Source organism: Flavobacterium sp. (genome assembly GCF_049590715.1).
Taxonomy (GTDB): Bacteria; Bacteroidota; Bacteroidia; order Flavobacteriales; family Flavobacteriaceae; genus Flavobacterium.
In genome coordinates this window covers 1-12,662 of the sequence record NZ_JBAWDL010000213.1, presented here as the reverse complement: position 1 = coordinate 12,662, position 12,662 = coordinate 1, and the positions used below count along the sequence as shown (strand labels likewise).

The window sequence follows — 12,662 nt, the reverse complement described above, 5'->3', positions numbered from 1 at the left end:
TCAAGTGGTTGATTCTGAATGAGAACAAAGCGATTTGTCCTTCAGCAGATCCAGTGTTGTCTGCTTTTCCTCCGTGTTGAGCGAAAATTTCCGCTTTTCCTTCTTTAGTTAAATACATGCTAATATTTTTTTAAATGATTTTTATGTATGTTTTACAGTTATTGTAAGACGGGTGCAAAAGTAGAAAATAATTATGAATTATGAATTACGAATTACGGATTATTTTTTGTGTCAGTTTGGAACAGCTATAACTATTGAGAAAGAACATTTTACTTTTTTTCCTCTTTGTTCACCAGGAACCCAATTTTCATATTTCAATAATACCCTTATCACCTCTTCGTCTAGACCATAACCAAGACCTTTTAGTATTTTTGGATCTGTAATTTTTCCATTCTCGTCAACTATAAATTTGATGTATATTTTTCCTTGAATATTATTACTTATGGACTCTTTAGTGTTATTGAAATTTGCCGCAATAAAATTGTGAAAATGTTGCATCCCTTTTTTAGCAAAGGATTTTTTCTCTAATACAAAATATTTGGATTTTGTATTGTTCGCAAATGTTCTTGTGCCTTTTATGAATTTTCCGTTTTCATATTCCTCTCTGTATGAAGTGTCTTTTTTAAGGTTTTTGCCTTCAAATATGCCATTTTTATAGCCGTCTTTGTATGTTCCTTTTTCGGTCAGACCTGAGTCATTACTGAAATAGTATATTCCATTTCCATTAATAATTAGATGATTCTTGTTTTTGTCCCAGTATTGATTTAGTTTGTAGTATTTTCCTGTTTCATTGTAATTCCCTGTGTTTTCTCCTTCATCTTTTAAATTTCCATTTTCGTAATAATTTAATGTTTTTCCAATTGGATCGCCTTTTATATAATTAGTAATATTTTTTTTATTCCCATTTGTATAATAAGTTGTTTTTTCCCCAATATAGGAACCGTTATTTTTCCTTGATATTGTAGCCGTTGTTTTTAAGATGTCATTTTTGTAGTAATCATGTATTTTGTATTCTTTTAAATTTAAATAATAATCTTTGACTATTCTGTAATATTCATGGTTTCCTTGAGAGGTAGGGTTATAAATGGAATCAAAATAAATAATTTTGTCATTTTCATTTTGTGCGTAGTTTACCATTGATAGTAACAGTAGCAATAGAATTAATTTTGATTTCATATTTGGTTGGTTGCGTAAAACTAAATTAAGTTATTTAATACACGTACGATATTTCTTTACAAACATATTCAAGAAATTGCTCATCTTCAACAGTAAACGCATTGATAGTATGGCTGTCAATATCTATTTGACCAATATTGATTCCGTCAACAAAAATAGGGACAACAATTTCCGATTTTACCGTAATGCTACAAGCAATATAGTTGTCTTGAGCACTCACGTCTGGTACAACAAAGTTAGCATTGGATACTGCCACTTGGCCACAGATTCCTTTCCCGAACGGGATAACAGTGTGATCCGTTTCGGCTCCTACATAAGGACCTAGGTGTAAGGTTTGAATTTCGTGATTTGCAAAATAAAAGCCAACCCAGTTATAATAGGAGATGGAAGTGTTTAAAAGGTGGCAAATGGATAAGAGTTTTTCTTCTCTTATTTGGGTATTGTTATTGATTATTGTTGATATTGGATGATGAAGTTCTGATAGGTTCATTTTTTAATTTTTAGATTTATGCAAAAGTATTTCAATGTACCTTTTTAAAAAGTATTAAATTTGGATTAAATATATGACTTTTGAGAAAATACATTATTCTTTATAAACCTTTTTTAGTCTTTTTGGGTAAGTTCTTTTTGACTTATATCTTGCTAACTTTAGTTTATCAAGGCTATTTGCAGCGTTATGGTGACACTGAAGTAGATAGTATAACGACTTTGGTTGCTGATAATAGTAAAGATTTATTGCGTGTGTTTGCCATTGATTTCAAAACAGAAAAAAACACTTCGGATTTATTTATTAAACTTATTTACAAACAAAAATACATTGCTCGAATGGTTGAAGGGTGTAATGCAATTAGTATTATTATTCTGTTTATTGCTTTTATTGTTTCTTTTTCAAGAAAAATAAAAACGACAATACTATTTATTTTAAAGGGTTCAGTTGCTATTTATATTTTGAATGTGATAAGAATCGCACTTTTATGTGTCTTATTGTACTATTTTCCTGAGTATGAAAAATTTTCACATCGTGTTCTTTTTCCTTTGCTGATTTATGGTTTTGTTTTCGTGTTATGGATAATATGGATTGCTAAATTTTCATTATATGTTAAAAATAATACTCCAAAACAAAGTTAGTATATTGTTAGGACTTTGTTTGGTTTTCTTGTTTGCTATGATTCGTGCATTTGAACATGAATTGTTCTACGATCCTTTTCTTGGTTATTTTGAAGGGGATTTCCATAACCAACCCTTGCCTTTGTATAATTCGATTCAATTATTTTTGAGTTTGGGATTTCGTTACGGAATGAATATGATTATTTCGTTGGTTTTAATGTATGTTGTTTTTAAACAAACAGAAATGATTCGGTTTGTTAGTTTACTTTATCTATTGTTCTTTGTGTTATTGGTAATTTGTTTTTTTGGAATCATTTATTTTTGTGGAGCGAGTAATAATTTAATACTTTTTTATATCCGTAGATTTTTGATTCAACCCATTTTTGTTTTATTGTTTATTCCAGCCTTTTTTTATCAAAAATTTTCTAAATAGCTTTTGTTAAAAATCCAATTTGTTGACTTCGTATTCTTTGCCTATAATGTCTTTTAAAACTGATGGATTGGTATTAGTGTAAAATAAGGGCTGGTTTTCATTTTTAGTTGAAAAACCAACTTCATTTTGTAACATTTTTTGAGTTTGTTTTGCTACTGCTTGTCCTGAATCAATGATTTGGATATGATCAGGTAGAATTTTTTTTATCTGAGGAATTAAGTAGGGGTAATGGCTACATCCTAATACAAGGTAGTCAATACCTGCCTCTATCATCGGTTGTAAGTATGATTCAAGAAGTTCCGTCATTTCAGGGGAGTTGATTTCTCCACCTTCAATAAGTTGCACTAAACCATGACCTACTTGTTCTATGATTTTAGTTGTTTGGAATTTTTCGGCAGTTTTATTAAATAACTCACTGATGAGCGTTCCTTGAGTAGCTAAAATTCCAATTTTTTGAGTTTTAGAATTTAAAGCGGCAGGTTTTATAGCGGGCTCAATTCCAATGAAAGGGATTGGGTATTTATCTCTTAATTCTTTGATTGCATTTGTTGTTGCAGTATTGCATGCTACCACAATTAATTTGCAATCCATTTGCAATAACAAATCAGTGTTTTTTATGCACAAAGCAATAATTTCTTGTTTTGTTTTTTGTCCGTAAGGGGCGTTTTTGCTATCAGCAAGATAGATTGTTTTTTCGGAAGGTAATAAATGATGAATTTCTCTCCATATTGAAGTTCCTCCTATTCCAGAGTCGAATATACCTATGGGTTTGTTATTGTTCATCATAACAAAGTTAACTGCTCTTCGTTAATTTTCCTAAAATTTTTCTCCAAAAAAAAACCGTTTTATTTCATGATTTGAAATAAAACGGTTGCTATGTTTTGTAAAAAAGTTTTTAGAATCCTAAATCTTTTTTCACATCAGCAGTAAGGTTTGTTCCGTCAGCTAATAAAAGAGTTGATCCATCAAGTACGTACTGGAATCCTTTAGCTTTACCTACTTTTTGGATTGATGCCCTTACTTTTTCCATCAATGGTTTTACAATATCAGATTCTTTTTGTTGTAATTCTTTTTGAGCATTGTCTCTAAAGTCAACAATTCTTTTTTGCATGTCTTGAACCTCTTTTGAACGTTCTCCGTTTATAGCGTCAGTAACTGTAGCTGATTCTGCTTCATACTTTTTTAATTTCCCTTGATATTCTTCAACCATTTTTTTGTAGTCTGTATCATAAGTGGCGCTTAATTTTTCAAGTTGTTTTTGTGCGTCAAGCATTGCTGGCATTTTAGACATGATTTCGCTAACATCAACATGAGCTGTTTTTGCTTGTGCATTCATAACTTGATTTGCTCCTAAAATAAATATCGCAGCAATTAATAGTGTTTTAATCTGTTTCATCGGTTTTAAAAAATTTAAGTAATTAATGTAGTTTATTGTTTTATTTGTGTTTCTCGTGCTTTTTTAATTGAATCTCTAACCTGTAGTGCTTTTTCTCTTTTTTCTTCTATAGCTTTTTTACGGTCTTCTATTATTTTTGTACGTTCCTCAAGTGCTTTGGCTCTAGCGTCATCAGCAGTATTAGTAGGTGTTATTTCAGGTTTTGCATTCTCATTACTAGTACTTGATGCAGTAGTAGTTTTTGTATCTATTTTTTTAGATGTTTCAGAAACCGTGCCATTTTTTTGAGCTTCTCTATCTTCAAGAATTTGTTTTCTTTTAGCTTCTAATTCTGCCTTTCTATCTTCAACTAGTTTTTTTCTATCTTCTAATGCTTTTGCATTAGCTTCTATTTGTTTTTCTTTAGCATCTTCTATTTTGTTTTTGGCTGTTTCTTTTGCGTCATCTGTACCAGTGGTAGTAGGAATGCTAGTTCCGTTTTTCTTAGCTTCTCTCTCTGCTAATATTTGAGCTCGTTTATCTTCTGCTTCTTGTTTTTTTTGTTCTGCTGCTATTTTTCTGTCTTCTAGGATTTTGTCTCTTTCCGCTTTTCGAGCATCTAAAGCTTTTTGTCTTTCAACTAAATTTGGATTTACATCAATAGCATCTTCTTTTTGCTCCTTGTCTAGTTCTGCTTGAAGTTGTTTTTTTGATAATTGTTCCCTTTTATCAGCACGGTTTATAATACGTAATATTAAATCGCTTATATCATATCTTTTTGCTGCAAAAAGCATGGTCATATCTGATGTTTTGTCAAAAATAAAATCGTATTTTTGAGTTTCTGCAATGTCTTGAATAGCTGTAAAAACTTGGTCTTGTATGGGTTTTATTAAATCTGCTTTTTGAGTCATAAGATTCCCGTTTGGGCCAAATCTCATTTGTTGTAATTCTAAAGTTTCATTTTCAAGAAATTTAATTTCGCTTTCTCTTTCTTCTATTAAACTTTTGGTAAGAAGAGTTTTTTCTATTTTTAACTCTTCTTTTATTTTGTTAATTTCATTTTTTTTAAGTTCTATTTCTTGTTTCCATTTTTGAGCTTTTTGTTCTAGCTGGTTGTTTGCTTCGATGTAGTTGGGTACATTTTGCAAAATATATTCCATATCTATATAACCAATTTTTGTCCCTCTTGTTTGGGAATTGATGACAGAAGAAGTAAATACAACTAAAAATAAAAGTAAAAAATGTTTTCTCATAGCTTAAGATATTAGAAATATTAAGTTTTTTTTAAAATTGTTGTCCAATAATGAAATGTGTTTGCCATCCACTCATATCTGTTTGACCTGTAGCAGCATCAAATCCATGTCCGAAATCAATTCCTAATAAACCAAATGCAGGCATAAAGATACGTAATCCAACCCCAGCTGAGCGTTTTAATGCAAATGGGTTGTAAGTGTTGAAATCAGCAAATGAATTACCAGCTTCCAAAAATCCAAGGGCATAAATAGATGCTGCAGCTTTTAATGTTATCGGATAACGTAATTCCATAGAGAATTTATTATAAACTGTTGCTCCAATTTGTTGTCCAAACCTTGAATCAGTTTTGTCTTCAATTATTGGTGTTAACGAATTGTTTTGATATCCTCTTAGTTGTATTGTTTCTCTACCATCCATAGAATAATTTGCCATTCCGTCTCCTCCTACATAAAAGCGTTCAAAAGGGATTAGGCCTCTGTCTTGATTGTATGCTCCTAAGAAACCAAATTCAGTTAATGTTCGAAGTACTAATTTACCATAAATTTTGGTGTACCAGTCTGCTTTGAATTTTATTTTGTAATATTCTAACCAATTAAATTTCTTTTGATCTACTTTAGAAGGATCTGCTGCAGCGCCTTCAGAACTATTAACTTTGTTTGGTGTTGGATTTTTAGAACTTGGAATTGCTTCTACATAATCTCCAGGACTTACAATTTCTCCATTTGTTCCTTCGTATGAAGTACCATCATAGATGTATTTGTTTTCTTTTTGATCTCCTAAAGTAGCATAATTAACACCGTTAATTAGTGAGTAAGGAAGGGAGAATTTCCCTGTAAGGCTAAACTCAGATCCATAAGTTGGAAAAATTGGATTTACCCCTTTATTATTACGAGTTATTCCAACGGTGTATGCAACATTTCGGGACGTTCCATTTCCAAAAGTGAATAAACCAGTATTGTAGTTATTCAAATCATAGTGTTGGTAACTAATGCTTTGAGATAATACAAAAAAGTCATCTGGAACAGTCAGTCTTTTGGCTAAGCCTACGGTCAAAGTTAAGATGTTAAAACTTTTGTCTTTGTCTACAGAGTTTGAGCTTCCAGAGTAATAATTTGTTAAATACTGTTTACTGTAAGATAAGGAAGTGCTAAATTGTACTGGCTTTTTTTGTCCAAACCAAGGTTCAGAGAATGAAAGGCTATAGGTTTGAAAATAAGTACTCGCTTGTAACCTAAGAGATACTTTTTGTCCATCTCCCATAGGTAGCGGTTTGTAAGCTTGTTTGTTTAATAGATTTCTTGCAGAGAAATTATTGAAAGATAATCCTAACGTTCCAATGAAACCACCTCCACCATATCCACCTTGAAGTTCGATTTGGCTAGATCCTTTTTCTACAAGATTGTATTCAATGTCTACAGTACCTGCTCCAGCATCTACATTTTTAAATTTAGGGTCAATAGCTTCAGGGTCAAAGAATCCTAATTGACCAATTTCACGAATGGTACGTACTAATAATTCTTTACTATATTTTTCTCCAGGTTTAGTTCTAAGTTCTCTATAAATAACACGGTCATTGGTTTTATCATTACCAACTACAGTGATTTTATTAAAATAGGCTAATGGGCCTTCGTTGATTCTTATTTCAAAATCAATAGTATCGTTTACTGTTTTTACTTCAACAGCATTGATGTTTGAGAACAAATACCCGTTATTTTGGTACAAGTTAGTAATGTCTTCCCCATCAGGTTTTGATTTGTCAGCAATTCTTTTTTCAAGAAGTACCCCGTTATAAGTTTCTCCTTTTTTAACCCCAATGATACGGCTTAAAAAATGATCAGGGTAAACAGTGTTTCCTAAGAATTTAATGTCTCCAAAGTAATATTTGTTACCTTCTTCAACATTTACTTTAATAGATAAAGCATTTTTATCTTTGTTATATTTTACAGAATCGGATATGATTCTAGCATCACGATATCCTTTTTCTTTGTACGAAGCAATTACTTTTTCTAAATCTTCTTTGTATTTTGATTTAATGAATTTAGAAGCCTTGAAAATTCGAATAAAATTTTTCTGTTTTGTATCTTTCATAGCCTTGCGTAAGGTTTTATCTGATACTTTGGTGTTTCCTATAAAGTCAATTTCATAAATCTTTATTTTCTCACCTTTATCAATGCTAACCAACATATTTACTTGATTGGTTCCAGTTGTGTCTACAATAGTATTGATGTTTACTTTAGTGTTAAAGTAACCATCTTTTTTATATTTATTTTCGATATAATTTTTGGTTGTTGTAATCAGATTTTCGTTGACTACTTTACCTTGTGTAAGACTATTGTCTTTGATCAAAGCATCTACTTTGTTCTTTTTCACTCCTACAAATTTCACTTCGTTTAGTTTAGGGAGTTCTTTGATGTCAAGGTCAAGATAAATACTATCGTTTTCTATTTTATTGATATAAAATGAGATTTCATCAAAAAGCCCTAGTTTTCCTAGTTTTTTGATAGCGCTACTGATTTCTTCTCCAGGAACAGTGATGGTTTGACCTTTTTCTAATCCTGCAAAAGTAATAACTGTTTGTTCGTTAAAACTTATTTTATTGGTAAGTGAAACTTTTGCAATGATGTATTTTTCTCCTTTGTCAAATGGAACTCTATCTTGAGCTTTGACTTGTGAAAAACATACCAGAATTAAAAAGGTTATTACTGCTTTTGTTTTTTTATTTAACACTAAAAAATTATTTAATTTGTTCACTTGTTTTTCCAAATCTGCGTTCTCTTTTTTGATAACTAATGATTGCCTCGAATAAATTATTTTTTTTAAAGTCGGGCCATAGTATGTCGGTGAAGTATAATTCGGCATAGGCAATTTGCCATAATAAGAAATTACTTATGCGATGTTCTCCACTAGTACGAATTAATAAATCTACATCTGGTAAATTATGTGTGTAAAGATGCTCATTTATAATCGAATCGTCAATAGAGTCAATTGAAATTATATTATTTTTAACTTTATCACTTATTGATTTTACAGCACTCACGATTTCCTCTCTAGAGCCATAACTTAGAGCAAGTGTTAGAGTCATCTTGTCATTGTTTTTAGTTCTTTCAATGACTGAACCTAGCTCTTTTTGTACTGTAGTAGGAAGTTTTTCGAAATTGCCAATAGTGTTTAATCGAATTTTATTCTCTTCTAAAGTGGCTAATTCTTTTTTTAATGATTTTACAAGTAATGTCATTAAGGTGTCTACCTCTAATTTTGGTCGGTTCCAGTTTTCAGTAGAGAAAGCATATAGTGTTAGGTTCTTTATACCTAATTCAATGCAAGATTTAATGGCTTCTTTTACAGATTCCGTTCCTTTTTCGTGACCAAAAGTTCTAAGAAACCCCTGTTTTTTTGCCCAACGACCGTTACCGTCCATAATAATGGCTACGTGATTTGGTAATCTTTCTTTATCTATAGTGTCTTGTAAATTCATTTTTTTAATCTGCACAATAGCATGGTTTTTCGCCAAAGGTATACGTTAATGTAATCCCTGAAAAAACATACCAATCATTGTTGTTTATATTTCCAAAATTAAGTTGACTCAAATTCTCATTTGCAACTTTACTACCATCTATATCGTCGGCAAAAGTATATCTTGCTCCAGTTTCTATTGCTAATATGAACCTTCGATTTAGTTTAGTTTTTATTCCAATAGTTATTGGTATTGCTAGCGAAGCGCGTCTTGAATCTTCTTGCGCTTCTTTGTTTCCATTATTGAAGTACATACTACTATACCTTATATAGTTTATACCACTATGAACATAAGGGGTTGTTTTGTTTCCAAATTCATGAAGATTGAAGTCGAAAAAATTAAATTCAAGGCCTAAAGATAGTTCTTTTATATTATTTTCAAAATGATAGCCTCTTCCGCTTCTGCTTGTTTCCTTGGAATCTAGGTCGTTTGAATCTAGGTTTGATTGTGTGTAAGAAATCCTATAAGCATGTCTTGGGCTTTTATTCCATTTGTATAGTAATCCAAATGCTAGCTTGTTTGGAGCGATATAAGTTGTTGATCCTACATCTCCAATGAAGTTGCTGCCCCCAATAAATACACCTACTTCATGTATTTGAGAAAAGAGAGCAGTGCTCATAAAAAAGCACAAGATAAAGCTAGTTTTTTTTATCATTTTAATTGAAATAGCGTGCAAATATAATAATAATCGATTCGATACAATATCGAATTGATTAAATCTGTCTTTTATTTGGTTTTTAAGCATTTTTCATCGTTTTTTCTTAATTCATATTAAATAAAAAACGGTAAATAGCTTAAATTCGTATCGTGGTATTGTTAAAGAGAAGGATCTAATTTCTTTTATCTTCTCCCCAAAGTAATTTTGAGCGAAGTGTTTTTAAGAATGTTTCTTCAGGAATTTCAATCATATTAATTTGAAAAGGTGTTTTTTTAATCGTTAAAATCGATTCATTTCCTACAGATGTAATTCTGGAATCTAAGGATACTAAATAATTTTCTTCTCTACCAGATACCTTAAGTCTGATTTCTGTTTCATCAGGAATTACTAATGGTCGTGCGTTAAGATTATGTGGGGAAATAGGTGTGATAACAAGGCTGTTCACGTCAGGAGTTAAAATTGGACCTCCACAACTCAAATTATAACCAGTCGATCCAGTAGGAGTAGAGATAATTAAGCCATCAGCCCAATAGGAATTCAAATATTCACCATTTAGGTAGGTGTCAATTGTTATCATCGATGTGGTGTCTTTCCGACTTACCGAAATCTCATTCATTGCAAAATTAATGTCCTGAAGGCTTTCGTTAGTTGGAGAACAAGACAAGCTTAACAGCGTTCTTTTAGAGAGGCTGTGTTTTTTGTCAATAACGATTTGTAAAAAATCAGTAATGTTTTCTTGTTGTACCGTTGCTAGAAAACCTAATCTTCCAGCATTAATTCCCAAAATAGGTACGCCTGATTCTCTAATAAAAGTGGCTGCTCTTAATATAGTTCCATCACCACCAATGCTCACTAGCATATAAAAACTCGAGTCAATATCAGTATAAGATGAAAAAGTTTCGTATTTCTTACTAATGATATTTTTCTCTAAGAGCATATCTAAATAATGCGATTCAAAGACCATTTCGACTTCGTTTTTAGAAAAGAATTCTAGAATCTCGGTGATGATTGGATCGGTGCTATCTTGATAATATTGACCGTAAATGGCTATTTTCATTAGTTTGCTAATCGTTTGTTTGTGTTTGAGTGTCTTGAGTTTTTGAAACGATATTAAATATTCAAATATTTATCTAAATAATCAGAACGTTCTTTTAGATTATTAATATAATTGTCTTCAGTATGTTCAGAAGTAATTTCGTAATTGTATCTTCTGAAAGATTGAATAATTTCGTTTATAGCGCCAAGACTTATTTTTAAAGTCAATTCAACACTATCTACAGTGGCGTCTGAGATGAATAATCCTAAAAGTTTTCCGTTATTGCTTTCTACAATTTGAGTAATTTGACTCATAGAGTAATCTAGAACACCTTTTTTTATTTTAATAATCTGACCAGGTTCTTTTAAAAAGGGTGTCAAATGAAAGAAACTCATAATATCATCAATTTCATAATAGCCCACATAGTTATTCTCTTGGTCTAAAACTGGAATCAAATTACTATGGTTTTTAGCAAAAATTTCCAAAACTTCAAGCCAGATAGAATTCGTTCTTGTAAAGAAAGCTTCTAGTGTGTACTTATAATCGATGATTTTTTTGTCATCATCAAAAGTTTCAAGGTCATTAGCCGCAATACTTCCTATGTAGATTCCTTCATCCAAAACAGGAAAATGCGAGTAGTTTAATTCTGCAAAAAAGTCTTTCACTGTCTCGATAGTTTCCTGACAGTCAATGGCTTTGTAATCCGTAGTTATGTAGTCTGTTATTTCCATCGTAAATAAATCCTCTAATTTTATGCAAAATAATCAAAAAAAGGCAAAAACACCTACCTTTTACTTCGTATTTTTGTCGCAAATATGGTGTAATTCTAGATAAACAAAAAGTATTCCAATGACAAAGTTAAGTGTAAATATTAATAAAATAGCAACTTTACGTAATGCACGTGGAGGAAATGTTCCTGATTTATTAAAAGTAGCAACCGATATCCAGAAATTTGGAGGACAAGGAATCACCATTCATCCTCGTCCTGATGAGCGTCACATCCGTTATCAAGATGCTCGAGACTTGAAATCAGTTGTGTATACTGAGTTTAATATTGAGGGAAATCCACAGCATAATTTCATTGATTTGGTTTTAGAATGCAAGCCGGAGCAAGTTACATTAGTGCCAGATGCCATTGGAGCGATTACTTCGTCTGCAGGTTGGGACACGGTTAAAAACCAAGCCTATTTGACTGAAATGATTCAAGAGTTTCAACGCAACGGCATTCGTACCTCTATTTTTGTTGATCCAATACTAGAAATGATTGAAGGAGCCAAAAAAACAGGAACTGACCGCATCGAATTATATACAGAAGCTTTTGCACATCAATATAGTTTAGGGAACGAAAACGGAATTGATCCTTACGTGAAATCAGCCGTTTTGGCTAATGAATTAGGTTTAGGAATCAACGCAGGTCACGATTTGAGTTTGGATAACATTCAATTTTTTAAAAAACATATCCCAGGATTACTCGAAGTTTCCATTGGTCATGCCTTAATTTCCGAAGCCTTGTATTTAGGACTCGACAATGTGGTTAATATGTATTTGCAAAAATTAAAATAGTTTTATAAATAAAATGATTTTGCGATTTAAGTTCTAATTTGAAATCTAAAATCCCTAATCTAAAATCCTTAATCTAAATGCTTTATTCAAAAATAGAAGGAGAAGGAAAACCACTTTTAATACTTCACGGTTTTTTAGGAATGTCTGACAACTGGAAAACACTAGGAACGCAATTCGCTTCCGAAGGTTTTCAAGTGCATATGTTAGACCTACGCAATCACGGACGTAGTTTACAATCAACTGATTTTAATTATGAATTCATGGTAAAAGATATTTATGATTATTGTCATGGTCACAATCTCAACCAAGTCGATATAATCGGTCATTCAATGGGAGGAAAAACAGCCATGCTTTTCGCATCGACGTATCCAGAAATGGTTAGTAAGTTAATCGTTGCAGACATTGGACCTAAGTTTTACCCACAACACCATCAAACCATTTTGGCAGGATTAAACGCTGTTGATTTTTCTAAAAAACCAAGCCGTAGTGAGGTCGAAGAAATCATCGGTAATTTTATCACCGATTTTGGTACACGTCAATTTTTGA

At 31.6% G+C, this 12,662-nt stretch carries 14 protein-coding genes and 1 pseudogene; 4 read left to right on the top strand and 11 right to left on the bottom strand.

The window, feature by feature from the left end; genetic code table 11:
* The 3 genes and pseudogenes from WBQ70_RS09830 to WBQ70_RS09820 form a co-directional block, all read right to left on the bottom strand.
* Positions 1 to 118, bottom strand: a pseudogene (locus tag WBQ70_RS09830) (30S ribosomal protein S15); the annotation flags it as partial.
* 113 nt (positions 119 to 231) lie between these two features.
* Positions 232 to 1,176, bottom strand: coding sequence for an energy transducer TonB (locus tag WBQ70_RS09825; protein WP_423913500.1), 945 nt, complete (start codon positions 1,174 to 1,176; stop codon positions 232 to 234).
* Between the two features lie 34 nt (positions 1,177 to 1,210).
* A complete protein-coding gene (locus WBQ70_RS09820) occupies positions 1,211 to 1,666 on the bottom strand; it encodes a GAF domain-containing protein (protein ID WP_423913497.1) in 456 nt (151 codons plus the stop codon).
* A gap of 80 nt (positions 1,667 to 1,746) precedes the next feature.
* Here WBQ70_RS09820 and xrtF point away from each other — a divergent pair, with 80 nt between their 5' ends.
* Positions 1,747 to 2,304, top strand: a complete 558-nt coding sequence (gene xrtF / locus WBQ70_RS09815; RefSeq protein ID WP_423913494.1) for an exosortase family protein XrtF — start codon at positions 1,747 to 1,749, stop codon at positions 2,302 to 2,304.
* A complete protein-coding gene (locus tag WBQ70_RS09810) occupies positions 2,273 to 2,716 on the top strand; it encodes an exosortase F system-associated membrane protein (protein WP_423913492.1) in 444 nt (147 codons plus the stop codon). Before xrtF ends, WBQ70_RS09810 begins: the two co-directional genes overlap by 32 nt.
* Positions 2,717 to 2,722: 6 nt before the next feature.
* Here WBQ70_RS09810 and murI read toward each other — a convergent pair whose 3' ends face one another.
* The 8 genes from murI to WBQ70_RS09770 form a co-directional block, all read right to left on the bottom strand.
* Entirely contained in the window at positions 2,723 to 3,499 is a 777-nt protein-coding gene (gene murI / locus WBQ70_RS09805) for a glutamate racemase (RefSeq protein WP_423913502.1), read from the bottom strand.
* A 112-nt stretch (positions 3,500 to 3,611) separates the two neighbouring features.
* Positions 3,612 to 4,112, bottom strand: a complete 501-nt coding sequence (locus tag WBQ70_RS09800) for an OmpH family outer membrane protein (RefSeq protein ID WP_423913489.1) — start codon at positions 4,110 to 4,112, stop codon at positions 3,612 to 3,614.
* A 32-nt stretch (positions 4,113 to 4,144) separates the two neighbouring features.
* The gene (locus WBQ70_RS09795; RefSeq protein WP_423913487.1) at positions 4,145 to 5,344 is read right to left on the bottom strand and encodes an OmpH family outer membrane protein; all 1,200 of its coding nucleotides are present in this window, start codon (positions 5,342 to 5,344) and stop codon (positions 4,145 to 4,147) included.
* 31 nt (positions 5,345 to 5,375) lie between these two features.
* On the bottom strand, positions 5,376 to 8,072 hold the full coding sequence (locus WBQ70_RS09790) for a BamA/OMP85 family outer membrane protein (protein WP_423913485.1): 2,697 nt from the start codon (positions 8,070 to 8,072) through the stop codon (positions 5,376 to 5,378).
* A gap of 7 nt (positions 8,073 to 8,079) precedes the next feature.
* Complete coding sequence (locus WBQ70_RS09785; protein ID WP_423913483.1) at positions 8,080 to 8,820, bottom strand: isoprenyl transferase; 741 nt, start codon at positions 8,818 to 8,820, stop codon at positions 8,080 to 8,082.
* A 4-nt stretch (positions 8,821 to 8,824) separates the two neighbouring features.
* On the bottom strand, positions 8,825 to 9,478 hold the full coding sequence (locus tag WBQ70_RS09780) for a DUF6089 family protein (protein ID WP_423913481.1): 654 nt from the start codon (positions 9,476 to 9,478) through the stop codon (positions 8,825 to 8,827).
* A 211-nt stretch (positions 9,479 to 9,689) separates the two neighbouring features.
* A complete protein-coding gene (locus WBQ70_RS09775) occupies positions 9,690 to 10,574 on the bottom strand; it encodes an NAD kinase (RefSeq protein ID WP_423913479.1) in 885 nt (294 codons plus the stop codon).
* A gap of 53 nt (positions 10,575 to 10,627) precedes the next feature.
* Positions 10,628 to 11,284, bottom strand: coding sequence for a CBS domain-containing protein (locus WBQ70_RS09770; protein WP_423913477.1), 657 nt, complete (start codon positions 11,282 to 11,284; stop codon positions 10,628 to 10,630).
* Between the two features lie 118 nt (positions 11,285 to 11,402).
* Between WBQ70_RS09770 and WBQ70_RS09765 the strand changes: the two genes are divergently transcribed.
* Together WBQ70_RS09765 and WBQ70_RS09760 are read left to right on the top strand one after the other, a co-directional pair.
* Positions 11,403 to 12,116 (top strand): pyridoxine 5'-phosphate synthase, encoded by a 714-nt coding sequence (locus tag WBQ70_RS09765; protein WP_423913474.1) that lies wholly within the window; start codon positions 11,403 to 11,405, stop codon positions 12,114 to 12,116.
* Positions 12,117 to 12,193: 77 nt separating this feature from the next.
* On the top strand, positions 12,194 to 12,662 hold a 469-nt coding region (locus WBQ70_RS09760; RefSeq protein WP_423913472.1), incomplete at its 3' end, for an alpha/beta fold hydrolase.

What these genes read in the sequence shown, in the direction of transcription:
- WBQ70_RS09825 (WP_423913500.1), bottom strand. Translation starts at nt 1,176, where the DNA reads ATGAAATCAAAATTAATTCTATTGCTACTGTTACTATCAATGGTAAAC.
- WBQ70_RS09820 (WP_423913497.1), bottom strand. Translation starts at nt 1,666, where the DNA reads ATGAACCTATCAGAACTTCATCATCCAATATCAACAATAATCAATAAC.
- WBQ70_RS09810 (WP_423913492.1), top strand. Translation starts at nt 2,273, where the DNA reads ATGTTAAAAATAATACTCCAAAACAAAGTTAGTATATTGTTAGGACTT.
- murI (WP_423913502.1), bottom strand. Translation starts at nt 3,499, where the DNA reads ATGAACAATAACAAACCCATAGGTATATTCGACTCTGGAATAGGAGGA.
- WBQ70_RS09800 (WP_423913489.1), bottom strand. Translation starts at nt 4,112, where the DNA reads ATGAAACAGATTAAAACACTATTAATTGCTGCGATATTTATTTTAGGA.
- WBQ70_RS09795 (WP_423913487.1), bottom strand. Translation starts at nt 5,344, where the DNA reads ATGAGAAAACATTTTTTACTTTTATTTTTAGTTGTATTTACTTCTTCT.
- WBQ70_RS09785 (WP_423913483.1), bottom strand. Translation starts at nt 8,820, where the DNA reads ATGAATTTACAAGACACTATAGATAAAGAAAGATTACCAAATCACGTA.
- WBQ70_RS09780 (WP_423913481.1), bottom strand. Translation starts at nt 9,478, where the DNA reads ATGAGCACTGCTCTCTTTTCTCAAATACATGAAGTAGGTGTATTTATT.
- WBQ70_RS09775 (WP_423913479.1), bottom strand. Translation starts at nt 10,574, where the DNA reads ATGAAAATAGCCATTTACGGTCAATATTATCAAGATAGCACCGATCCA.
- WBQ70_RS09770 (WP_423913477.1), bottom strand. Translation starts at nt 11,284, where the DNA reads ATGGAAATAACAGACTACATAACTACGGATTACAAAGCCATTGACTGT.
- WBQ70_RS09765 (WP_423913474.1), top strand. Translation starts at nt 11,403, where the DNA reads ATGACAAAGTTAAGTGTAAATATTAATAAAATAGCAACTTTACGTAAT.